Here is a 24822-nt window from a genome sequence, read left to right on the forward strand (position 1 = left end):
CGTACGAACCCAACAGGACAGTTGCGACACAGAACCTAACAGCGCAGCGCGCTGGACGTTTTCGGCAAGGGAATCTTCCTCGGCCGAGATGTCGCTGTCGGCCTCGCGCACATGGCAGGGCACCGGCGTGGTCCGTGCCAACCGCTTCTTCTTGGCGAGAAGTTCGAGCGCCCGGAACCGGCGGCCGCCGGCCGGAACCTCGAACATGCCGGTCTCCTTGCCGTCGTCGTCCACGACCGGACGGACATTGAGGTTCTGCAGGAGGCCGCGGCGGGCAATGTCCTCGGCCAGGTCCTCGATCGAGACGCCCGCCTTGATGCGACGGACGTTGGACTGGGAGAGGACGAGCTTGTTGAAGGGAATGTCGCGCGAGGCGCTGAGGGTGATCTTCTTGGCTGCTGTCGCCATGGTGATTTACTCCGCGACGGGCGCCGAGAGCCTCTCTCTCGGCTTCCAACCCGTCACGGAAACAGGGCGCAGCCCTCTTCCTCTCTCTTCCGAACCCCGTAGAAACGGAAAGCCGGAGAGCCGGATCGGCGGCAACGCGAAGGAACGCGAATACGGATCGGCGGCATTGCTGACGAGCCCCGCGTTCACACACCGCACATGCCTTCGCATTCATTGCCCCACAGATCGAGCTGGCCGTGATCGGCGGCGGTGGAGAGGTCCGCCCGGTCGAGCGGGACCGCCTGGCGGTGGAGATAGACCTCGCCGCGCACACCGCGCAGGCCGGTGCGGATCATCCGATCCACCTGCACGGCGTCGGCCCAGGCCTCAGCGTCCTCGTCGCGCATCGCGCGCCACATGGCGTCCGAGTGGAAGGGACAGCCGACGCAACTGCTCTTGGGCGGTTCGGGATAGCCATGGCGCTGGAGCCAGGCCAGGCAGTCCTGCCGGCTCATGTGCCGTTCGACCAGCGGCCATCGGTTGACCTGCCAGCATTCGAAGGACGGCTTCATCCGCAGCACCTCGTCGGCCGAGATGCCGATCCATTGCTCGACCACTGCGTGATCGGGCGAGCGCCGTCGTGTCAGGCCGGCGAGTTCGCGTACCTTCCGGCGGATCGGGACGATCTTGTATTCCTTCGTGCATTGCCGCCGGATCATGCCGATCTGTGCCTTGCCGCGCTGTTCGGCCCGGGTGAACGCCGGAATCGACGCCCACCTGCCGCCCTGGGTGGCTCTGGCGAGATCGTCGCGGATATTTCCGGCGGAGACGATGTGGACCGGAAACGGTAGTACGTTGGGTGACATGAGCCAGTCGAGATGCTCGTAGACCGCCCGTGGCTCCCAGCCGGTATCGGCGAAGATTGCGCAATCGGGCATCGGGCCGACGATGCCGTGCGCCGCCATCAGCGCCAGCGTGGTGGACTGCACGCCGGCGCCGAGGCTGAGGATCCGCAGACGGATGCGCGGATCGTCGGTCGCGGGAAAGAAGGGAGACGGCGCGTTCATGACGCCGACTCCAGCTCCACAGGTCGCGGCTCGGTGTCCTCCTCGGGCGCGAAGGCGAGAAGCCAGTCGGCGGCCTTGCCCGCCTGGCTGGCGGCACGGACGATGGCGCGGTCGTCCTCGCGCAGCACCTCAAGCCAGGAGGCGATGTAATCGGCGTGCCGAACGGTCGGGGCGATGCCGAGTGCGGCACAGCAGAAGGCCGCATTGATTTCGGCGATGAGCTCTTCGAAGGCGTATTTCTTCGAGCCGAACGAGCCCGAGAAATCACGCCCCAGACGCGAGACATGGCCTGTCGCGTGACCCATCTCGTGCAGCGTGGTGCGGTGCCAATTGATGGGTTCGAAATAGGCCTGCGGCGGCGGCACCTGCACATAGTCATGGGCGGGCACGTAGAATGCCCGGTTGCCGCCGATGCGGAAGTCGATGCCGGTGGCGGCGATCAGTGCCTCGACACGCGGTTCGATCAGACCCGTCGGCACCGGCGGTGCGGCGGTCGCGAGATCGTCGGGCAGGTTCTCGCACTGGTCGGTGTTGAAGACGGTGAAGCGCTTCAGGAACGGGATCGCCTGGGCGTCCTTGCCGGTCTCGCGCGCCCGGCGCTTCTCGTCCTCCGGCACGAAGCGGTCGGCATAGACGACGGTGGTGCCGCGCTCGCCCTTGCGAACATTGCCGCCAAGCGACAGCGCCTGTCGGAAGGTCAGCCAGCTCTGGCCGGAAAAGCCGCGTTCAATAACAGCGCCCCAGAGGAGCAGGACGTTGATGCCCGAATACTGACGATCGGTGGAGGCGTTCTTCGGGAGGCCAAGGGGCGCCTTCGCCGCCGCCGTTCCCCAAGGCTGGACCCAGGGCACACGGCCGGCCTCCAGCTCGGCGATGATCTTGTCGGTGATTACGGAATAGAGGTTGGTCCGGTCGCGCCGGGCACCGGATTTGCGGTTCTGTCTGGACATCGCGGTTCTCCGCGACGGGCGCCGGAGGCCTCTCCTCCGGTCCTCGTCCCGTCACGGCAAACCGGTCCGCACTCTCACTTTTATGGGCCCCCTCCGAGTCAAGAGGGCACGATTAGGAATTTGGGACGCCCCGGCCAGGCGCCCTCCCTGCAATCTTGAATGCGGCACTCGGTCCCGAGATGTCCGTGGCAAGGGCGTGGTTCGCAAGAGCCTATCACCGGCTCGACTTTTATCCGGTCCGGCATTCCGGCCAACTCCGGTGCCGCAACCCCAATCCCGTTTGCTGCGGGTGTTGCCCTTCGAGGGACGGGACCCTTCTCTACGAACGGCATCTTTCAGCCCAGTGAGAGTTCGGTCACACATCCGCCCGGCATCCCCGGCGGTCGCGAGCCGCGCGGGAATTCGATATGTTGCCGTGGCCGCTCAGGTCACGATGGCACCACGCGGAACCATGCCCGTCGTCGCGTAACGCCACAGAGCGATCAGCAGCTTGCGAGCGAGCGCAACGACCATGATCCTTCGCATCCGTCCCGTCGCGCCCTCGGTGCGCCTGCGATGCCACCGCGCCAACTCGCTGTCGGGCTGCCAGAACAGCCAACGCCAGCTCATCTGGATCATGTGAGCCCGCAGCAGTGGCGGCCCCGCCTTGGTGATGCCCTGGTCGCGTGACACCGAGCCGCTGGCCCAAGGCGCCGGCGCAAGCCCGCTCCAGCCGCCAATCTCGCGACGGTTGCGGAACTCGCGCCAGAATGCCTCCCGCGCCAGGATCGTGGCATCGTTCATCCCGATCCCCTTCAGCCGGTTCAGCGTCACGATCATCGAGGCGTCTTGCGCTGGTTCAGCGGCCGTATCAGTCTGCTGGCTGCGGTCCCGGACAATGGCGTCGCGTTCGGCCTCCACCTGTGCGATCTGCCGTATCACCAGCGCCAGGCGCTCCAGTTCGCGCGTGATCTCCCGCTTCAGGCAGGGTCCGAGAGGCCGACCGTCTCCAGTCACGAGTGCATCCAGGCGTGTCACCGCATCACGGGCACGGGGATCGAAATCCATGATCCCCTGCGTTTTCAGCAGGCCCTTGATCCGGTTCCCGTGCGCCGTTCTCTCCTTCACCAGGCGCTGGCGTTCCCGCAATCCGCGGCGCACATCGTCCTGTTCCACAGTCGGCACACGAACCTCGCTCAGCACCTGCCGTTCGCCGCGCGCCCAAGCCATCAATGCACGAACCATCCCCCGCGCATCGATCCGATCCGTCTTCGCACGTTTGGCCCGGCGGTCGACCAGCAAGCTCGCCGGATCAATCACCACGACACGGATGCCAAGCGCAGTGAGGCGACGATAGAGCCAGAATCCTTCATATCCGGCCTCGTAGCAGATGACGACGGCCGGCGCACCGAGCTCTGCTGCGGCCAGCTTTGCTCGCGCCCGATCGATCAGCGTCAGCAGAGCATCCACATCGCCGCAGGCCATCGCATGCAGCGCGATCTTGTCTGCCAGTGACACCTGAATACCAACTACCCACTTCGACCGGCTCATCTCCACCGACACAAAAATATCGCCGCAAGCCGGTACATCTTCGATTTTCACTACAACTTCACTATCCTCGAGCATCGTCCTTTCTCCCATCTCGGTTCAACTCGTCGAACCGTAAAAGGCGGTGCGACGCGCCCCATAGGATCTCTTAGAAGGGGGCGTTGCGGGGGAATCCCCCGCTCGAATGGGTCGGCCGAGACTACAGGCTTGGCCGCAGGGGAAGGCCTTCCCCACCATCTTCTTCGAACGGTCAGCTGCTTGCGATCACCTTCAGCCGCATGGCGCGCGTCTCAAGGAGATAGGTCTCCACGCTGGCCAGCAGATGCAGTCCCTCTTCGGTGACCGCGGCGCGCGATAGGCCAGGTTGAACGATGCGCACATCGAATTCGTAGCGATAGTCCTGCCAGCTCGCTTTCAGCTTCTTGAGGAAGGCGGCTGTTCCCTGTTCGAAGCGGGAAGTCTGGCCCTTCTCGAGGCGCAACTTCTCCCGTTTGAGCATATGAATGAACATACGATTGGGACGATCGCGCCAGCGGGCGGATTTCTGGGCCTGCCCGCACACTTCGTAGAGATCCTTGACGCGCGCGCCAGGTGCGTCGGAACTGGAATATTTGCAATGGTAAAGCGTCAACTGCACGAGACCTTCAGTCACTCGAAGCGTGACGACGTCCGCGATCTCACCGGCGCCGTCATCGTCGAAGATGAGGTCATAGGTGTCGCCCTCTGCGAGCAATGTCTCGATGACGCGCCGCTGCACGGAGTCGACCCGCTTTTCAGGTCCCTGCGCCTCGGCGCGGATATTGGTCTTCGACCAATCCCAGGCCTCGATCCGGTCGACGGGATAGGGTTCAACCACGACGCCTTCAGGCAGAGCATAGAGGTGGCTGTAGATCAGCAGTGAGCCATCCCCAAAATCGATCTGTGGGGAATCTTCGCCGAAGGATTCCGACAGCGGTTTCACCTTGCCGCTGACCTTGATGGTTGTTTTCGGACCAGAGCGCTGCGGATAGCGAGCGCCACCTTCGGCAAACACGATTTCGAATTCGGCGACATGGGTGTCGCTGCGCACCGTGAAGCGCAATGGACCCGTGCGTTCATGATCCAGCAGTTCGATGTCGCATTCGGCGAAGGCTACGGCTTCGTCGCCGAAACTGATTTCGATCCGGTCCTCGATTTGCGTCAACAGCGATTCCGGCCAGTGGATCGCGACCGGAGGCACCTGCGGGCGTTCGCTGATCTGGCGAGGCCGCATCGCGCTCTTGAAGACGCCATCGGTGGTGATCCCCGGATCGTTGACGGCCTTGCCGATATCCGCGCACCATTCGACCCAGTCAGTCAGATCGCGAACCCGCGAAATCGACCAGAACTTGCCTTTGGCCGAACAGCCACGAGAGGCGGGAACGCCGTCGAGGAAACCGGTGGCGAACACGTTGTTCTTGATGCGCGACTGGGACTTCGCCGTGTCGAGTCCGTCGGCGACATCGACACCCATATACATGGAGTAGCGGACACCGCGTCCCTGATGGTGCGTCAGGCCAAGATTGCGCAGGATCAGGCGATTGAACCCATGCAGGCTGCGGAAGACCTCCTCGCCCTCGACCCGGCGCGTTGCCTCACCGCAGACCGCCTTGGCCAATCGGTCATACGGTCCCTTGATCGAGCTGCTGATATAGAGGAGCTGACTATCGGGATCCCAATGCATCATGTGCAGGTCCCAGGTGACATTGGTCGCGTGCTGGGCCGTGGTCCAGCCGGCCTGCTCTTCGGACCGGGTGACGAAGATGGCGACACGCTGGTGTGGGTTGACCTTCATGCCGAGATAGACGCCGGGACTATACAAGTCCTCGGCCCGCAAAGGCTCCCAACCATCGCAATTGGTGCGATAGACGACCGCGTTCATCTTCGGTTCGAGCGTCTGCAGCGGAATGTCGCTCAAGTCACCGACAAAGCCCTTGAACATCTCGGCACGGCGGATCTGCCGGTCGATTTTCGCGGTGCTGAGTGCCTCGACCAGCGCGTTCCAGTCGGCATCCTCCGCATAGAGCTTGGCCAGCGAACGATCAATGTCGTCAATGCCGGTATTGGCGATGACGGTGGCGTCGCCGAGGCGTGGATCCTGGCGGGTGAAGCGGCCGACAAACTGGATGGTGACAGCGATGCTCTTGTGCGGATCGTGCAGGGCGGCGATCTTCAGTTCCGGCAGATCGAAACCTTCTCCGAGCATGTCCACGCAGACGATGATCCGGCTCTCGAAGCGCCGCAGAGCGGCAAGGTTTGAACGGCGTTCACGGATCGACTGCTGGCTATGGACGATGACCGGACGAAGTTCGGGGTACATCTCGCTGTAAAGCTGGTGGAGGGCTCTGGCGCGGTCGATAGTCTGGCAGCGCGCCATGGCGAGATGGTTGAGGCCGGCGTCCAGATCACCCTGGAGGACTTCGCCGAGCTTCTCCGCGATCGCGAGATCGGCGTCCGCCTGATCGAGCCCGAAGACAGCCTCGAAGCGGATCGGCTTGAAATAGCCTTCGGCCTGCGCCTTCTTGAGCGGATAGGTGTAGATGAACTCGCCGTCGACGCGCCGGCCGTCCTCACGGAATGGTGTGGCGGTGAACTGGACGATCGGGAGCGCCGGCTCGCGATCGGCAAAGAGGCCCCGAAAGCGCGCCCAGGTCGGGGCGCCGATGTGATGAGCCTCGTCGATAAACAGCGCCGCGGCACGAGCTGCCATCCGCTCCTGGACCGCTGCTTCGGCGCGGCCGGCGATCTGCATTGTGGTGACGATGACATTGGCGCTGTCGAAGATCTCATCCACCTCGGTTACCGTCGTCGGAATGTGCGAAAGGCGCATCACTACGGGAAATGCTGCCTTGTCTTCCAGGCATTGCTGTTGCCTCAGCACGCCGAAGGTCTCGAACTTGCCCGCGATCTGCTCTCGCAGAGCGTCCGTCGGCACCACGACCAGTAGCCTCTCGAAGCGCTGGTGGGCGTTGAGCGCGAGCATGGTTTCCGTCTTGCCGGTGCCCGTCGGCATGACGATGGTGGCCGGATCGCTCGATCGCGTCGCATGGGCCAAAGCCGCGTGCAACGCGCCGATTTGAGGACGTCGCAGACCGGGCTGGGCTGGCTGCTCGTTTTCGGCTGCTCGTCCCTCCCGGAGATGAAAGGCGCCCGACCAGGATGCCGAAACCGCTGCCAGCCGTTCGACCCGCGCTTGGCCGCTCAACGTGTCGATGCGGATGGGCAACGGGGCCATCCACCGGCCTTCGCCGGCATCGAGTGCTTCGACGATCTGCGCCGGCTCACTCGCGCCGGGGACCAGCAGAATGAGATCCGCCTCCAGCGACGTGGCGGTCTTCGCGTTGATAATCTTCAGTGTCTCGCCGGACGGCAGCGTGGTTTCATGACCCGTCACACGGCGGATCGAAAAGGGTCGCAGCCGGCAGCGCACGCGCAGCGGCGGAACCGCCAACTGGCGTATCGGGCTTCCCAGGACCTTGCCCTCGATCGCAAGCCGAGCCGGCAGCAGCAGTTCGACCTCGGGATTGAAGAGATCGTCCTGGGCGGGCTCGGTGCGCTTGCGGGAGGCCATGGTCGCGTCCTCGGCTACGCCGCGATCGTCTGGGGAGAAGGCGGGACGGTGATCACCGTCCCGTTCGTCATCAGAACGATCAGGCCCCGTTCGGCGCCGGTCATGTCGAGATAGGCACGCACCTGAGCCCGATAGTGATCAAGTGTCTCCTGGGTGGGATTCACATCGCTCTTCCAGTCGATCACGACGGCTGGCCGACCTTCCGGATCAACCGTAAGTGCGTCCGCGATGCCCGCCGTCGCAACCAGCTCGGCATTCTCCAGCTGAAGGGCATAGACCGGAAATTCAGCGAGCAATGAGGGACGCAAGGCCGCAACCTCCGACAAGGCCAGCGTTCGCGTCACGCAACCGGCCAGTTCCTCAGGCGAAAGCCCGTTCGCCGGATCGGAGGCGGGCTCCTCGCCGAGCGCACGGATGAGGTCAGTGGCACGCGCGGTGAGCGCCTCGCCGGCCTCGTCGCATTCCCCTGTCAGGACTTCTTCCATGAGCTTGTGAAGGATCAGTCCACGCTCGCGCCCGCCCTGGACGGAGGCGGGCGCTTCTGAGTCTGGCGCCGGAGCATCAGCCGAACCGGCCCAGATGTCCGGCTCTTCTTCCTGAAGCACCGAACCGATCGCCGTCTCGTCGCGGCTCGGCGCAAGCCAGGTCAGGTGCATCTGCCTTTCGGCAATCGCATTTGCCTCAGTGGCGAAACTCTCCCGTGTCTGGTCGTTTGCGGCATCGCCTGTCACCGCGATCGGGTCGAGCGGCAGATGCGACACGTCGACGTGAGGGAGATCTGTCAGGGACAGGTCCACCAGGCCGATCCAGGCTGATTTCGAAGGCGTTACGTCGAGCCGCGGCAAGATCAAGAGTTCCCGGGCGCGGGTTGCCGCGACATACCAGAGCCGGACCCGCTCGCGATCCAGTTCATCCTTCTCTGCCTGCCGCGCCGCGTCGTAACCGGACGGAGGGACACCCAGAACCGGGCAGTAGAAGGTATCAGTCTGGCGATCGGTCACGGCGCTGTCGGGCGCTATTACCCCTGTCATGGTGTTGATGGGGATGACGACCGGCCATTCAAGACCTTTCGCGGCATGCATCGTGTAGAGGGCAACGGCTTCTTCCTGCGCATCAGGCCGGCCTTCCACCGCGCGGGCCTCATCTGCCCATGCCGCCGTCATTGCCTCGGAAAAGGCCCGCAGACCCCGTACCGCATAGCTGACGGCGAGGCTGAGATAGAGATCGACATTGGCAAGCGCTCGTTCTGCCTGACCGCGATGCCGCTCCAGAAGAACCGGGCGTACCCGAAGGACGTCGACGGCCTGCGAAAGAAGATCGTGTGGTGTCGTGCTGTTGGCGCGTTTCTGAAGCGCTTGCAGCCGCTCGATCACATTCCGCGCCAGCGGATGAACTATTGCCGCGGGATCGATGCCGAGGTCGAGCCGCGGGATCCGGTCGGGTTCTTCTTCCGAACGCGGGAGCGCCCAGGCGATGTCCAGGAGTTCCTCTTCGCTGAGCCCGACAAGCGGGCCCCGCAGTAGTGCGCCGAGCGCCAGCGTATCACGACGATCGGCGAGAATCCGCGTGATCGCGATAAGGTCCTGCACTTCCTGCCGGCGAAACAGACCTTTGCCGGCCTGGGTTGCGACCGGGATGCCACGACGCTCAAGGGCTTCTTCATAACGCCAGAGTTCCGCGCCGGTCGGGGCGAGCAAAGCGATGTCGCCCGGCTGGCACGGCCGTTGTGCACCGGCTTTGCGATCCTGGACCGGATGACTGCCGATCAAGCGTGCGCAAAGTTCAGCCACCGCTTCGGCTTCGGCGTCGCGTCGCTGCTCGGCGCTGGCCTTGCCGTTCTCGTCAGCGACCGCGATATCGATCGCCGCGACGCAGACGCCGTCTTCCGGATCGTCGTGGAAGGGATCGAGCGCGGTGAAGCCGGGCTGGCCATCAGCCGATAGAACAGCCTCGAACCGTTGGTTGACGAAAGTGAGGATCGAGGCACAGGAACGGAAATTGGTCGAGATCGAGACGAGGCCGTCCGCGTCCAGCGTCGAGAAGGCGGTGCGCGCCTGGACATAAGCGCCGACATCCGCGCCGCGGAAGCGATAGATTGCCTGCTTGGGGTCACCGACCAAGAAGAGTGCGCCCGGCCGAATCCGGAAGCGCGTCCAGTCCTGCGGATCATCACCGGGATCGCCGCATAGACGCCAGAAGATTTCGGCCTGGAGCGGGTCGGTATCCTGAAACTCGTCGACCAAGACCTTTGAATACCTCTGGCCGAGCGCCTGTCGCACAGTTTCATGGTCGCGCAACAGGTCACGTGCGGCGTAGATGAGATCGTCGAAATCGAGTTGGGCGCTGGCGCGCTTGTGCTCACGATAGCGCGCAAGGATTGTGCGTGCTTCGTCGATCAATATCGTAAGGACCTGGCCGGATACCGCCTGGAGCAGTGCGGTCCACGCGGCACAGCACGCCTCATACAGGCCGCTGGCCGTATCGTTCAGCCTGTCGCCGTCTGCCTTGGACAGTCCTGCCTGCTTTGCCGCTGCCGCCCATTTGCCCTTCTTGCGGTAGGCGTAAAAGCTGCCCGTCCCGGTCGTAAGGTCGGGATGCGGGCGTGCAACCAGCAACCCGACGAGCCCGGCGGGTGTGGAACCATCTGCAACTGATGGAAGGGCAGCCGCCATTTCAGAAAAGCGCGCGGCGAAGACCTCCGTTTCCGGCTCATCGACGCCGGCGCCTTGCATAAAGGCCGAAAGTTCGTCGGCCGCCTGCCGGAAGGCTTGCAGGTGACCTGCAAAGGGCATCGCTTCCGGTGCGACCAGATTCCTCGACCGCCGGAGGGCTTCGGCGATCTTGTGCATCAGAGCGACGGTCTCTCCCGGGTTATGCAGCACCATCTCGGCGAGGACACCGCCCTGATCGCCAGACAATCGTTCGCGCAGCCAGCCATCGACGATTTCGAGGAAGTTGAGATCGGCCTGGTTGCGGTCGATGACCGCTGCGCCCGGATCGATATCCGCTTCCGCCGGGTAGGGCTTGATCAATCGCTGGCAGAAGCCGTGGATGGTCGAACAGGTGATTTCGTCGATCGCCGTGCTGGCCGACATCAGATTCTCGCGCTGTGCCGCAGACAGTCCCTCCGGCAGGCCGGCGCGGAGCTCCGGTGCGATATGGCCGGCGGCGAGATCTTCGACGAAATCCCGAACGCGCAGGAGGAGCTCGCTGGCCGCCAGTTCGGTAAACGTGACCGCGGCGACGGAACTTGGCGCGACACCCTGCGCCAGCATGACAGCGATCCTGCCGGCCATCACGGCGGTCTTGCCCGATCCCGCGCCGGCCTCAACCAGAATGGATCGGTCGTGACGGCTGATCGCGTCATGCCGGGCGCCATCATCATTCAGAACTTTCACGCTGCTCATCATTCCGCCTCCCAGATCGGCGCGACCTCGCTGAGCCGCTCGGTCGAGGCGGCTTGTTTGCGTTTGCAGTAGGTGGCGCCTGCGTTTGCCGGCAGGGCAAAGGCGAGATCGTCATAGTCGCTTCCCGTATCCGGCCCGGGCAGTGCCGCGCCGCTGGCCAATGCGGTTCTCGCCGCCCGCAGGTATGCCTTGATTTCCGCCAGGACGATGTCCGGCTCGTCGAGCTGGAGATCAAGCGGTTCACGCGGATAGAGCAGCGAGGCGCTGATCGCGATGTGGTCGCCCAGGAGCGCCTTGACGGCGAAGGCATAAAGGCAACGCTGAAGCTCGCGGCCGCCGTTCACGCGTATGTCGCCTTTGGGCGGCTTGCCGGTCTTGTAGTCGCGCACGAGTGCCCGGCTGCCGTCATCAGCGATGTCGAGCCGGTCGATATAGCCGGCAATGTGAAATCCGGTGTCGGGGATGATCACCGGCACACTGGCGTCCCAGGGCAGTGCCGCCTCCGACTTGGGCTCGGACCCGCCGAACGGGACTTCGCCAAAGGATCGGCTGCCCGGCAAATGATCATTGCCATAGGCAAGCGCCTGTCCGGCAAGAGCGCGCGCGTCCCCGAGCGTGCGGCCCCAGATAACAGCGGGCGGAACGGGCCGCTCGCTTTCCCACTCGGCAGCCACCGCACCAGCGGCTTCGTCTACCGCAGCCTGAATGGCAGCCACGTCGGCCGACGCCAGGCCGCCCGTCGCTTCGAGGTTTCGCAGGGCGCGGTCGAGCACCAGATGGATGAGGTCGCCGGTTTGCAGGGCGTCAAGCACGAGCGGCTCGGCACTGCCTTGCGGGGATTTCCAACCGAGAGCATAGCGCCAGAGGAAATTGAGGGGGCTGCGCAGCAGTGTCTTGAGCGAGCTCGCCGACTGGGTCCGCTGGAGGATCGCGAGAACCAAAGGATGATCGGACCTGACCAGGCCATCATGAGCTGTCACATCGGCCATGCGCCAATCGCGCCAGCAGGAACGCGCACTCAATGCCTGGGGATCGGCGGCGAATTCCTGCGGCCGCGCCATCAGCCGGTCGGTTTCACTGAAGGCATGGGCGGGAACGGCGTTGCGCCGCAGATAGGCTTCCTCGTCATAGGTGGCGAGGAGGGGGCTGCGACCCAAGAGCCGGCCGTCGCTGTCGCGTCGGGCGCGGGAGAAGACGACGTCGCTGCCCGTAGTGGCGAGGATCGTATCAAAGTCACGGCGATCTGCCAGACTGACGGGAAGCGGGTCGAGTTCGTCCGTTGGAATGATGTGGTCCGGGATCAGCCGATCTTCGGCGATCCCGCGTGGCCAGCGGGAGGAATTGAGACCGATCAGCCGAGCGAAGCGTCGCGGCGACGCGGCGAGGGCGCTGGCCGGCATCCAGGCCACGCAGACGGAGGCCTCGAGCCCGTCATCCAGTTTCAGTGATTCCAGCGTGCTGTCGATCGCGCCGGCGGGCCCTGCCAGTAGGGCTTTGCGCCAGATCGACAATGCCCGGCCCTTGAGGAAGGCTTCACCGATCTCCTGTGCCGCGTCCGGTCCCTTTGCCAGCAGATCGACCGCAGCACGCAGCACCGGGGCGTGATCCATGCCGTCGGGCCAGTCGTCCGGCGCGAGGCGCGCCAGCAGTTGGTTCCAGGCGGACGGCGTTGACAGGGGTGCATCGCTTGGAAGGACGCGCATCCAGCCATCGGGAAGGGAAGCCAGAGGTGCAGAATCGCGGCACAGGGCGGCGAGACGGCGCAAGCGCGACTGCGAAAGCCCGCGCACGACGATGTCGGCGAGTGCCGCTGCCGCTTGTCCGTCACGTGTGGTGACGGCCGGGACGCCATGAACGAAATGAAAATCGATACTGGCATCGGCGCGCAGCGCGAGAAAGTGATCGTCGTAGTCGGCCGGCGACGCGGTGGCGATGGCAATGTCGGCGGGCGATACGCCCGACGCGAGCAGCGACCGAACCCAACGCAGTGTCTCGACTGCCTCATGGTAAGCGGTCGCGGCGCTGACGGATCGAATGGCCGGCGCCTCGGCGTCACCCCGAGCGACAGCAACGCCGCTTTCCTTGAGCCAGGCCGGGACAGGGCGAGGACCTGACGTCCATTGCATGGGGATGTGCTCGGCGAGCGCCTTCAGCAGAGGCCGCCAGCAGGGAGACAGTTCGGTCAGTCCGACGATTTCCATCGAGCCGAATATGGCGGGCGCATGGGTGATCTGGCTGATGGCTGCTGCGACAATATCGACCGGACGCATCATTCCGCCCGGAAGTTCGGTGAGAACAGCGGCCTCCAGGCGAGCGATGGCTTCAAGTCTTGGATGATCAGCTGACCGGGAGGCAAGATCGATACCGGCCCGCCACGCCTTGTGCAGTGTATCGGCGGCCGCGCCGATCATGCCCGGCAGCATCTTGATATCTTCCAGTTCGCCCATCGGTGTTTCAGGGAGGGCCGTCTGGATCGCCGCGCGCAGGCTTTCTTCGTCGATTGCGCGGGCGAAGCCGCCCGCGAGCCGCACCGCGGCTTGTTCGAACGACATGATCTGGAGGCCATGTTGACCGCCGCGGGCCGCCGCAAGGCGGGCCTCCCGCATTGCCAGGCGACCATACACGACGAGGGTGGATCGCTTCGCGGCCGTCATTGCTTCCCCCTTTCCGGGTTACTTCTTGTTCGGACGCTGGGTCAGCGCCGACGCTGCCGCGCTCTTGGCGGCCTTGCTGCTTTTCGGGTCCCGCAAGACCATTGCGGCTGCACTCGCCGCCTTCTTGCTGGTTACCTCACGATTCGTACGACGCTTCGGCATTCTGCCTCTCCTTCCGAATCTCCTAATCGCCGCCATTGACGATCGTTCAAGATGGGAATAATAGTTATACGGATTGATGGGATATGTCCATATACTTTTTATCCCCATCGTGGAATCGAAGGTAGGCGGCATGAAAGAAGGCGTTACGGCTTTGAAGTGGGGGGTGGAGCGTCGGCTCGAATTCATCGAGTTTCGATTGTTCTGGGAAGGCGGTGTGAACCGCTCTGACATTATCGAAATGTTCGACGTGTCGGTTCCGCAGGCGTCAAAAGATCTGACACTGTATCAGGAGAGAGCGCCCCAGAACGCTGTCTACGACAAGAGCGCGAAGCGTTATGTCGCGAGTTCGCAGTTCTCGCCGATATTCTTGAAGCCGGATCCGGATGGCTACCTGTCGCGCCTAAGGTCTCTGAAGGAAGGCCTCGCCGATCCAGGGGAATCCTGGATATCGAGTCCGCCGGAGACTGACATCGCGCTGACGCCGCGCCGTGAAGTAGATTCGGATGTGCTGAAAGCGGTCCTGCAAGCTGTGCGCGAGACCCGCTCTATCGAAGTCTACTATCAGTCGATGGGAAGCAGGCGAACCGACCCGATGTGGCGGCGGATGACACCTCATGCATTCGGCTATGACAGCTTTCGGTGGCACGTTCGTGGCTACTGCCATATTGATGAAAAATATAAGGATTTCCTTCTGCCGCGCATCCTCGGCGTCCGCGACATGGATGTCCCCGGCCCGGGGGGCGATCAGGATACCTTGTGGAAGAAGACCTTTGATATTGAGATCGGTCCCCATCCCGGACTGACTCCCAGTCAACGCGCGGTCGTCGCGAAAGACTATGGCATGACGAATGATCGTGCCGTCCTTTCGGTGCGGTATGCGATGCTGTTCTATGTACTCAAGCGGCTAGGCCTGCTCGGAGACGCGAGCCAGCAGAATCCGCGCACCCAGCATATTGTAGCTCTCAATCCCCACGAGACCGAGCGCGCGCTCCAGCGAGCGGATTTCGAGTTCGGAGAAGTCGAACAGTCTGCCAAGGCGGCTGGAGGCGTTTGATGGACGGGCTTCAGGAAAAACCCTACTTGATGTCTTTCGGGACTGGCGGTCTCTACATCAACGAGAGCGTCGACATAGCTCGCCTACATGACGACGACGACTGGGACGCCACGGCGCTTCGTGCGCAAGAGCGCGGGGTGTTCCCAGTTCGCAAAGCCAGCTCTGCGCGCCGGTCCGTTCGAGAGATCGTAAATCGCCTGAAACACCTTTCTCCGGAAGGATTGGTGCTACTTGTCGACGGCAATCGGAGCGAACAGGCGGCGCTTCTCTGGCTCGCGACTTGCCGGACCTACAGGTTCATTTCCGAGTTTGCCGTCGAGGTGCTGGGAGACAGGTTTCTGTCATTGCGGACAGGTCTCTCCTACAGTGATTTTGATGCTTTCTTGTCCGCCAAGGAGGAGTGGTCTCCAAAGTTGGCAGCGCTGTCTGCTTCCACTCGCGCAAAACTTCGCGCGGTACTGTTCCGACTGATGCGCGAGGCAGAGATCCTGTCGCAGGATGATCGGATACTCGGAGCGATGTTGTCGCCGCGCGTGCTGGCCATCATCCACGCCGAGAACCCCGAGGAACTTCGATATTTCCCTGGGGCCGAACGACAGGCGGGGAGGACAGGATAGTGGCACGACTGAGCAATATGGCAACCGCGAAGGACCGTTTTGATCACCTCTTCAAGGTTGTCGGGAGCGAGAGATTCCTCAAGAAGCAGGGACTTGGAAATGAAGTGCCATTCTTCATCTGCCCCTATCCGGCGGAGGAAGCGGTTGGCATGGACATGATGCGTGCCAGTCTCGCTAAGAAACTTGAGAATCGTGGTGTGCGCGTGTTTGAAATCAATTTCTACGACCTCAGCATCAACCTGCTGCGCGACCGGGGCATCTGGGATGACGTTCTCGCGGCAGAGCCAAGCATCGGAAAGGACGAACTCAAGGAACTTCTGCAGGGCGTTCTCGATCCGGAAACCCATCTCATTCCGGAGATTCGGGCCCGCCTTGCGGAGCGGCAGTTTGATGTCCTGTTCCTGTCGGGTGTCGGCGAGGTCTTCCCCTATATACGCTCCCACAACGTGTTGAATAACCTTCAGAGCACCGCCAAGGAGAAGCCGACGGTGATGTTCTTTCCAGGAAAATATACGCAAAGCCTGGATACCGGCGCGTCACTCGATTTGTTCGGGATCCTGCATGACGATAAGTACTATCGAGCGTTCGATATTACGCACTATGAGATTTGAGGGGGGCATGACCAAACTTCGCGACATCTTCGAAAAGCCTGTTGATCGTCCGATTGAGGGCGTCATCAAGGCAGACGACCAAGCCGGGCTCAGAGTCGAGCTCGAGGAGTATGTCATCACGAATGAAATCGAGCGCCAGCTCGAACGGTTCCTTGATGCCTACAACGACTATGGCACGGCCAACGGGGTCTGGATCTCAGGCTTTTTCGGTTCTGGCAAATCGCATCTGCTGAAAATGCTGGCCCTCCTTCTCGAGAACCGCGACATCGACGGGAGGCCGGCCTACGAGCTTTTCAAGCAGAAATGCGCCCACAATGAAATTCTCGCGGCCGACCTCCGCAAGGCCGTGTCTATCCCGTCGAAGAGCATCCTGTTCAATATCGACCAGAAGGCCGACGTTATCTCGAAGGGGCAGACGGACGCGCTGCTTTCCGTGTTCCAGAAAGTCTTCGACGAAATGTGCGGCTACTATGGCAAGCAGCCGCACATCGCGCAGTTCGAGCGCGATTTGGACAGTCGCGGAGTCCTCGGGGCGTTCAGGGAGGCATATCAGTCTGTCGCCGGGAAATCCTGGGAGCGCGGACGTGAGCAGGCGTTGTTGGAGAATGCTAATGTCTCCAGGGCTTATGCTCAGGTCACCGGCGCCAATCCGTCCGATGGCGAAGGAATCCTGACGCGGTATCGCCAGGATTTCCGGTCATCAATCGAAGATTTCGCCGAGAAGGTGAAGGCTTATATCGAAACGCAGAAGCCGGGATTCCGCCTGAATTTTTTCGTTGATGAGGTGGGCCAGTACATCGCCGACAACGTCAAGCTGATGACCAATCTGCAGACGATCGCAGAGAGCTTGAACACCAAGTGCCGCGGCCGGGCCTGGATCGTCGTGACAGCGCAGCAGGACATGGCGTCCGTCATCGGCGACTTGAACCAGCGGCAGGAGAATGACTTCTCAAAAATCCAAGCGCGCTTTGCCAATCGGATGCCGCTAAACAGCGCCGATGTCGCCGAAGTTATCCAGAAGCGGCTGCTCAAGAAGACCGAGTCCGGCATCAGTGGCTTGTCCGATCTCTATCACCGCGAGTCGAACAACCTGAAGACGCTGTTCGACTTCACTGACGGCTCAATCCGACTGGAAAATTACCGGGACCGCGATCACTTCATTCACAGCTACCCTTTCGTTCCTTACCAATTTCCGCTGTTTCAGTTGGCAATCCAGAACTTGTCCCAGCACAATGCCTTCGAAGGAAAGCACAGCTCTGTCGGCGAACGGTCGATGCTGGGCGTTTTTCAGGAAGTGGTAGTACGGCTCGCGGATCTTTCTGTAGGCGGTCTTGCGACCTTCGATCAGATGTTCGAGGGTATTCGCACAGCACTCAAATCCAATGTTCAACAATCTATCCTGATCGCTGAAAAGAACTTGGGCGACGAATTCGCCACGCGAATTCTTAAAGCGCTATTTCTGGTCAAATACGTCAAGGGCTTCAAGCCCACATCCCGCAATGTCGCTGTCTTGATGCTCGATAGATTCGAGACGGACCTGACGAAGCACAAGCGGCGAGTTGATGAGGCGCTAAGCCTGCTTGAGCAGAACACCTACATCCAGCGCAGCGGCGAGCTGTTCGAGTTCCTGACCGACGAGGAAAAGGACGTCGAACAGGAAATCAAGGCGATCGAGATCGATACGTCAGAGATCGCCAAGGAACTGGAGACGCTGATCTTCGATGGTGTCATCAAGACTCGAAGGCTTCGCCACGAGGCATCCTCACAGGACTACCCCTTCGCGCGCTACCTCGATGACCGGCTGGCTGGCCGCGACTACGAACTGGCAATCAACGTCATCACGCCGTTTCACGAGCAGAGCGGTAACGCGGAGGCGACCGCCATGCGCACGATGTCGAGGGACGAACTTGCCGTTGTTCTCAATGCGGACAATCGCTTCGTCAGTGACCTGATGGCGTTCAAGCGGACGGATAAGTATGTCCGTCAGGCGCGTTCCGTGACACAGCAGCCGAGTATCGAGCGCATCGTCCGCGACAAGGGCGAGCAGAACAACAGCCGGCAGCGTGATCTGACGGTTAAGGCGCGCGCGCTGATGGGCGATGCCCGGCTTTTTGTACGCGGGGAAGAAATCGAGGTTCGCTCAGAGGATGCTCAGGCCCGGATCGAGCGGGCATTCCAGACGCTTATCGACAAGGTTCACGTCAACCTCGGCATGCTTCGCGGCGTCACTTACTCCGAAAACGAGATCGGTCGGTTCCTCGCGCATGGCAACGACGGCATGCTTGATCAGGATGGCGCCAATCTCACCGAGGCCGAGCAGGAAATTCTCAACTTCTCACAGTCAAACGCGCGCAACGGCATCAGGACGACCGTGAAGGCCATCGTCGAGCGTTTCGAGCGCAAGCCATATGGTTGGTCTTACGCAGCCATCCTTTGCACAGCAGCCAGTCTGCTTGGACGTGGTAAAATCGAAGCGCGTTCGGATGGCGGCTCGTTGGAGGGCGATGCGCTGCTACGTGGGCTTCAGAATGCCCACGCTCTGGGCAATATCGTGCTTGAACTCCAAGTAGAGTTCACGCCAGCGCAGACGCGCAAACTTAAAGAATTCTTTCGCGAATTTTTCGATGAGCAGCCGGCCGGCACCGAGGGCAAAGCACTCGGAATCGAAACGGCTGAAGCCTTCGACAAAGTCACGAAGGAGCTCGCATATCTGGAGGGGCAATCGTCGAGTTACCCGTTTCTGTCCGCGCTTGGCCAGCTCCAGGACTCACTCAGTGAGGTCACGGGCAAGCCCTATGCCTGGTATCTTCAGGACTTCAGTCACCACGAGGATCGGCTGCTCGATCTGAAGGAAAGCACTCTCGACCCGATCCGTCGCTTCATGGGCGGTGGTCAGAAGGCGATCTATGACGAGGCGCGGAGCTATCTGCTCGACCAGAATGCCAATTTCGGATATGGCGGCGAAGATAAAGCACGCGCCATCCGCGAGGTTCTGAACGATCCCGATTGCTTCAAGGGCAACGCCATTCAGCAGATCAAGGGCGCCCTTGATGCCCTGAGAACGGAGATCGACAATCGGCTCGAGGCGGAACGCAAGACGGCGATTGCCGATGTCGAAGAGCTTCGCGCCAAGTTGCGGGCGCTGCCCGAATTTACCTCCTTGGCAGAACCCGACGCTCGTGAAGTCGAGGCGGCCTTCACGACGGTTCTTGATACAATCCAGACCAGCAAGCTGATCGCGGTGATCCGCGAAAGTGTCAGCAGATTCCGGACGGCCGGCTTTCCCGCACTGCTCGGCCGCGTAACGGCGCGCCCCACTGACAAGAAAGACGATGAGGACGACAAGCCGAGCACCCTAGGGGACACGGCGGGGGGTACGCCACCAGCACCGACCCGACCGGAATACGTGGCTGCCAGCGCGCTGCGTGTCACCTACGTTAAGCCGTACTTGTCCGACGAACAGGATATTGACGCCTACCTTGATACCCTGCGCGAGACGCTGATTGCCGAAATCCGCGCGGGCAAGCGGGTGACCGTGTGATGATCGCCGGCGTCGAGATTGAGAACTTTACAGCGTTCGGAAGCTTGAAGCTGTCGTTGTCTCCGCGAGTGAACGTGGTCATAGGTTCCAACGGGACGGGCAAGACGCACCTACTGAAGGCAATCTATGGTCTGGCGCTGGCGGGCCTGCCAACTTCCACTGACAATTCGGACGAGGAGGTGGCGCTCAGCATAACAAGGAAATTCCTGCGGCTCTTTTCTCCTGAGGAAGACAGGCTTGGCGAGCTGCGGTCCAGCGGCGCGTCCGCGCCAGCACGGCTCAGCCTGGTGAGCAGCGATGACTCCCGCGTTGCGATCTCGTTCAATAGCCGCTCTCGATCGCTGCAAGTCAAAGTGGATGCCCGCGGCGAGGGGCATGAACTGCATCCCGTGTTCATTCCGACGAAGGAGGTACTGTCGCTCGTCCGTGGTATGCGCCACCCGGATCATGATCGCGCCACGGTCGAGATGATCTTCGACGACGGCTATATCGACCTTGCGGAACTCCTTGTACGTCCGGGTTTCGAGGATGAGGCTTCGAGCCTTGATGAGGACCCAAGGCTGTCGCGTGTCGTCCGAGAACTAGTTGCACTTGTCGGCGGGCGGTATCGATGGACGAGCGAAGGCGCTTTCCGCTTCGAGCCAGGCCGCTACGAGGAGAAAGTCGATCCCGCTCGGTCGAAGTCGAAGGCTGCGCAGGCTTATCAGGACTCGACCGTCACCCGTTTCGTGCCGAAAGGCGGGCAATCGCTGTCGAGTGGTATGACCGCCGAGGGATACAGAAAAATCGGCGTGCTGCATCGGTTGCTCTGCAACGGGTCGATCAACCCCGGCGCCACTGGCGTTCTGCTGTGGGACGAGCCGGAGGCGAATCTGAATCCGAAGCTGATGAAGAAGCTCGTCCAGGTGCTTCTTGAGCTGTCGCGCAACGGTCAGCAGATCGTCCTCGCCACCCACGATTATGTCCTTCTGAAATGGCTGGACCTGTTGATCGACAACGGCAAGGAGGACCATGTCCGGTTTTACGCCCTCTATCGCGATTCAGACACTCAGAAAATGGCGGTGGAGAGCGCCGACAGCTACTCGCTGATCTCGAAGTCCGCAATTTCCCACACCTTCGCCGAGCTGTTCGACGAAGACGTGGCGCGGGCGCTGGGGGGAGCGAGGCCATGACGCCGTACAGGGCAGAGCCGAACGCCGATCTGGAATTTTCATTTCCCGACGAGCTCGTTTGGGAGGAACTCGACCGGCAGGGCGTCAAGCTGCCGGTGCAGATGAAGTTCGTGGATCTCGTCATCGAAAGGGATGAGGACATCCTGCTGGTCGAGATCAAAGATCCGTCAAACAAGGCAGTGCCGTTTGCGGAGCGGCAGAGCTATTTCAAGCGGCTGTCGGACAATTCAATTCTTACGCAGGAGCTGACGCCGAAGGCGCGCGGCTCCTACACGTTTCTCCATCTGATGGAGCGTGATGCCAAACCGTTCAAATATGTCGTCCTTCTCGGTCTGGATGCTTTTGATCCCGAGCAACAGAAGGCGCTTCTCACCGGCTTCAAGGATCGGCTGCTGGCCGACATTCGATGCGAAACTGACTCGCCCTGGCGGCGTCAACACATAGCGGACTGCGTCGTGCTTTCCGTGGACATCTGGAACAAGACATTTGCCGACTGGCCCGTGACCCGGGTTCCCGCAGCGGCTGCAAATGGGGAGGCAGCCGCCTGATGGATACCTCGAAGCTTAAGAAGTTCGCGCAGTTTGCCCGGCGCACCCTGATGGGGCAGGTCAGCGCCAAGCTGGACTCCGTGCTCGCGCCGGGCGCTGCCGCGCGGCGCGAGTATCCGGAGGCGATGAAGAAGCTCGAGGCGGCCGTCGCACGGGATGGCAAAGGGCAAGTGATCGAGCGGGTAGCGTACATCTGGTTCAATCGCTTTTCGGCCTTGCGCTTCATGGACGCGAATGACCTCAACCCCGTTCGCGTCGTCTCGCCCTTGTCCGGTCAGTTCCAGCCAGAAATTCTGGCCGAGGCCAAGGCCGGGAACATCGACGAGGACCGCGTCCCGGAAAAGATTCGCGTTCAGGTCCGCGCTCTGCTAGATGGCCGCACGCCAAGCCCGGACGCGCAGGCCGAGGCCTATCGGCTACTTCTCGTCGCGATCTGCAATGACTGGCACCGGGTTATGCCGTTCCTGTTCGAGCGGATCGATGACTACACCGAGCTGCTGCTCCCTGAGGATCTGCTGTCGAACGCCTCGATCCTCGCCTATTTGCGCGAGGCGATGACGCGGGACGTCTGTGAGGATGTCGAGGTCATCGGTTGGCTCTATCAGTTCTACATCTCCGAGAAGAAGGACGAGGTCTTCGCAGGGCTGAAGAAGAACGTGAAGATTACGGCCGAGAACATTCCGGCCGCCACGCAACTATTCACCCCGCACTGGATTGTGCGCTACCTGGTTGAGAATTCCCTCGGCCGACTTTGGATGCTGAATCGGCCCGGCTCTCGGCTGACGGAGCGCATGGATTATTACATCGCGCCGGAAGAGCCGGAGACGGACTTCCTGCGCATCACGTCACCGGAGGAGATCAAGGTCTGTGACCCGGCCTGCGGCTCAGGGCATATGCTGACCTACGCTTTCGACCTCCTCTGCGCCATCTATGAGGAAGAGGGATATGATGTGGCCGAGATCCCCGGCCTGATCCTCACCAACAACCTCTACGGCATAGAGATCGACGAACGCGCCGGGGCGTTGGCCGCGTTCGCGTTGACGATGAAGGCGGCCGGACGTCGCAAACGCTTCCTCAGGCAAGCAAACAAGAATGGGGTCCAGCCCAATATCTGCGTGCTGGAGAACGTTAACTTCAGGGACGACGAACTGGCCGACTATGTGAAAGAGGTCGGGCGCGATCTGATCACCGAAGACATGCGCGAAACGCTAGAGCAGTTCCGGGAAGCGAAGAATTTCGGCTCGCTAATCATGCCGAAGCTAAAGGACGTAGCCGAACTGCGCCTGTTAATTGCCGAGAAACAGTTCGAAAACAATCTTTTCCTGCGCGATGTGCATGAGCGGGTACAGACCGTCCTGCGCATGGCTGACTATCTTAGCCCCAAATATCAGATTGTAGTCGCCAACCCGCCATATGCCGGCGCCAGCGGCCTGAACCCAAATCTGCAGACCTTTGCGAAGTCGAACTTCCCGTCAAGCAAAGCTGACCTTTACGCCATGTTCATGGAACGTAGCCTGGCGCTATGCATGAGCCGGGGCCTGCTTGCGATGATCAACATGCAGTCTTGGATGTTCCTTGGCACATACGAGAAGCTTCGAGCCTCTCTATGGAAGGCTGCCGCGATTCTAAACATGGCGCACCTAGGCGAACGAGGCTTTGATACCATTGGTGGGGCTGTTGTCTCCACAACGGCTTTTGTTCTGGAAAAATCCTCCAATAAGAATCTCGTTGGTACATTCGTTCGGCTTACAGACGGGAAGTCTGAGGCTGAAAAGTCATCAATGATGCAATTGGCCAAAAGTGATCGAGACTGCGGGTTTTTGTACAAAGCCAAGACATCGGATTTTCAGTCCATACCTGGTGAACCGGTCGCGTACTGGTTGAGCGATCAATTTCGAAAGGTGTTCTCTGGAGCGAAACGCATTTCAGATTATGCTGATCCGCGCGCTGGATTGCAGACAAGCGACAACAATCGCTTTTTGAGATTCTGGCAGGAAGTCGATGGCGGTAAGATCGAATACGAATGTGCTTCGAGAGAAGTGGCGGCGAGCAGTGGAGCGAAATGGTTTCCCTGCACGAAGGGCGGTGGGTTCCGTCGCTGGTATGGATTCAATGAGTACATCGTGAATTGGGAGAACGACGGCAAAGAACTTTTCGAGTTCGCTGCGAGTCTTTATGGGTCTCCTACGCGTATTATCAAGAATGCAAATCGCTATTTTGAAAGCGGGCTCACTTGGTCCAGTATCGCTCCAGCATTCTCGATCCGCTACTGCCCTCCGGGTTTCATATTCGAAACGAAAGGCTCGATGTGTTTTCCACGTAGGACAGAAGATGCTCTGCCATTGCTCGCCTTAATGAACTCAAAGATTGTGGAAGCTGCGCTGAAGGTTTTTAGCCCAACGCTGGATTTTCACGAAGGACCGCTTGGGAGAGTCCCCGCAGTTTTTGAAGAATTTCGCGCGAATGCGGCTTTATCCGCGGAGCGTGCCATAGAAATCTCTAGATATGATTGGGACGCTTCTGAGGGCTCTTGGGATTTTACGGTACTTCCGCTGCTTTCACCTGACTACCGGGCTGGGACGCTGGAGGCTACCTATGGCCGCCTGCGCACCCACTGGCAGCGCATGGTAGACGAACTACAGCGGCTGGAGGAAGAAAATAACCGTACTTTTATCGATGCTTATGGCTTGCAGGACGAGTTGAAACCAGAGGTGCCGGTCGGGGAGATCACCCTGACCTGCAACCCCGCCTATCGTTATGGCATAAAGGGCACTGAAGAAGACCGAGAGCAACGCCTCTTGGCGGATTCCATGGCCGACCTCGTCAGCTATGCCGTGGGCTGCATGTTCGGCCGCTACAGTCTCGATGTGCCCGGCCTGATCCTCGCGAACCAGGGTGAGGGATTGGAGGAACATCGCGCCAAGGTGCCAAACCCAACCTTCGAGCCGGACGCTAACAATGTAATCCCCGTGCTCGATGGCGATTGGTTCGCCGACGACATCGCTGCCCGCTTCCGGCGGTTCCTGCGTGTCACCTTCGGCGAGGAGCATTTCCAAGAGAACCTCGCCTTCGTCGAGGAGGCGTTGGGCAAAGATATCCGCAGATATTTCACTCGCGACTTCTTCAACGATCATGTGAAACGGTACAAGAAGCGGCCTATCTACTGGCTCTTCTCAAGCCCGAAAGGCACCTTCAACGCGCTGATCTACATGCACCGCTACCGTCCCGATACGGTGAGTGTGGTGCTCAACGACTATCTTCGCGAGTTCCGCTCCAAGCTTGAGGCGCACCGCAGGGCGCAGGAAACACTCAGCATCAGCGGGGACGCTTCGCCCGCCCAGAAGACCAAGGCCTTGAAGGAGATTGAGGCGATAGCCCGGCAGATCGAGGAGCTAGATGCGTGGGAGCGAGACGTTTTGTTCCCGCTGGCGACCAAAAAGATCGAGATCGATCTCGATGATGGGGTGAAGGCCAACTATCCGAAGTTCGGCGCCGCCCTAAAGCCCGTCAAGGGCCTGAGCGATGCGGACGACTGA

15 protein-coding genes are annotated in these 24822 nt (G+C 61.1%); 7 read left to right on the forward strand and 8 right to left on the reverse strand.

The window, feature by feature from the left end:
* From K7H91_RS23815 to K7H91_RS23850, 8 genes are all read right to left on the reverse strand, one after another.
* The coding region (locus K7H91_RS23815; RefSeq protein ID WP_230722674.1) for a ParB/Srx family N-terminal domain-containing protein at window positions 1–408 on the reverse strand (408 nt) is incomplete at its 3' end.
* Between the two features lie 185 nt (window positions 409–593).
* Window positions 594–1454 (reverse strand): hypothetical protein, encoded by an 861-nt coding sequence (locus K7H91_RS23820; protein WP_230722675.1) that lies wholly within the window; start codon window positions 1452–1454, stop codon window positions 594–596.
* The gene (locus K7H91_RS23825; protein ID WP_230722676.1) at window positions 1451–2404 is read right to left on the reverse strand and encodes an ArdC family protein; all 954 of its coding nucleotides are present in this window, start codon (window positions 2402–2404) and stop codon (window positions 1451–1453) included. Before K7H91_RS23825 ends, K7H91_RS23820 begins: the two co-directional genes overlap by 4 nt.
* A 423-nt stretch (window positions 2405–2827) precedes the next feature.
* Complete coding sequence (locus K7H91_RS23830; protein WP_230722677.1) at window positions 2828–4009, reverse strand: IS110 family transposase; 1182 nt, start codon at window positions 4007–4009, stop codon at window positions 2828–2830.
* Window positions 4010–4181: 172 nt separating this feature from the next.
* Window positions 4182–7520 carry a DEAD/DEAH box helicase gene (locus K7H91_RS23835; RefSeq protein ID WP_230722678.1) on the reverse strand — a complete coding sequence of 1113 codons (3339 nt, stop codon included), beginning with the start codon at window positions 7518–7520 and terminating at the stop codon, window positions 4182–4184.
* A 14-nt stretch (window positions 7521–7534) separates the two neighbouring features.
* Entirely contained in the window at window positions 7535–10930 is a 3396-nt protein-coding gene (locus K7H91_RS23840; protein WP_230722679.1) for a UvrD-helicase domain-containing protein, read from the reverse strand.
* Complete coding sequence (locus K7H91_RS23845) at window positions 10927–13581, reverse strand: PD-(D/E)XK nuclease family protein (protein WP_230722680.1); 2655 nt, start codon at window positions 13579–13581, stop codon at window positions 10927–10929. The genes K7H91_RS23840 and K7H91_RS23845 overlap by 4 nt, the downstream gene beginning before the upstream one ends.
* Before the next feature lie 18 nt (window positions 13582–13599).
* Window positions 13600–13743 (reverse strand): hypothetical protein, encoded by a 144-nt coding sequence (locus K7H91_RS23850; RefSeq protein ID WP_230722681.1) that lies wholly within the window; start codon window positions 13741–13743, stop codon window positions 13600–13602.
* Between the two features lie 130 nt (window positions 13744–13873).
* Between K7H91_RS23850 and K7H91_RS23855 the strand changes: the two genes are divergently transcribed.
* The 7 genes from K7H91_RS23855 to pglX are packed head-to-tail and all read left to right on the forward strand — an operon-like array spanning window position 13874 to window position 24822.
* Window positions 13874–14797: a WYL domain-containing protein gene (locus tag K7H91_RS23855; RefSeq protein ID WP_230722682.1), complete on the forward strand. Its 924-nt coding sequence runs from the start codon at window positions 13874–13876 to the stop codon at window positions 14795–14797.
* A complete protein-coding gene (locus tag K7H91_RS23860; RefSeq protein ID WP_230722683.1) occupies window positions 14797–15414 on the forward strand; it encodes a DUF1819 family protein in 618 nt (205 codons plus the stop codon). Before K7H91_RS23855 ends, K7H91_RS23860 begins: the two co-directional genes overlap by 1 nt.
* 17 nt (window positions 15415–15431) lie before the next feature.
* Window positions 15432–16025: a DUF1788 domain-containing protein gene (locus tag K7H91_RS23865; RefSeq protein ID WP_269066506.1), complete on the forward strand. Its 594-nt coding sequence runs from the start codon at window positions 15432–15434 to the stop codon at window positions 16023–16025.
* 7 nt (window positions 16026–16032) lie between these two features.
* Entirely contained in the window at window positions 16033–19566 is a 3534-nt protein-coding gene (brxC, locus tag K7H91_RS23870; protein WP_230722685.1) for a BREX system P-loop protein BrxC, read from the forward strand.
* Window positions 19566–20738, forward strand: a complete 1173-nt coding sequence (locus K7H91_RS23875; RefSeq protein ID WP_230722686.1) for an AAA family ATPase — start codon at window positions 19566–19568, stop codon at window positions 20736–20738. The genes brxC and K7H91_RS23875 overlap by 1 nt, the downstream gene beginning before the upstream one ends.
* Window positions 20735–21286, forward strand: a complete 552-nt coding sequence (locus tag K7H91_RS23880; protein WP_230722687.1) for a hypothetical protein — start codon at window positions 20735–20737, stop codon at window positions 21284–21286. The genes K7H91_RS23875 and K7H91_RS23880 overlap by 4 nt, the downstream gene beginning before the upstream one ends.
* Window positions 21286–24822, forward strand: coding sequence for a BREX-1 system adenine-specific DNA-methyltransferase PglX (pglX, locus tag K7H91_RS23885; RefSeq protein WP_230722688.1), 3537 nt, complete (start codon window positions 21286–21288; stop codon window positions 24820–24822). Before K7H91_RS23880 ends, pglX begins: the two co-directional genes overlap by 1 nt.

The sequence above is a fragment of the Martelella mediterranea genome (genome assembly GCF_021021415.1).
Lineage (GTDB): Bacteria > Pseudomonadota > Alphaproteobacteria > Rhizobiales > Rhizobiaceae > Martelella > Martelella mediterranea_C.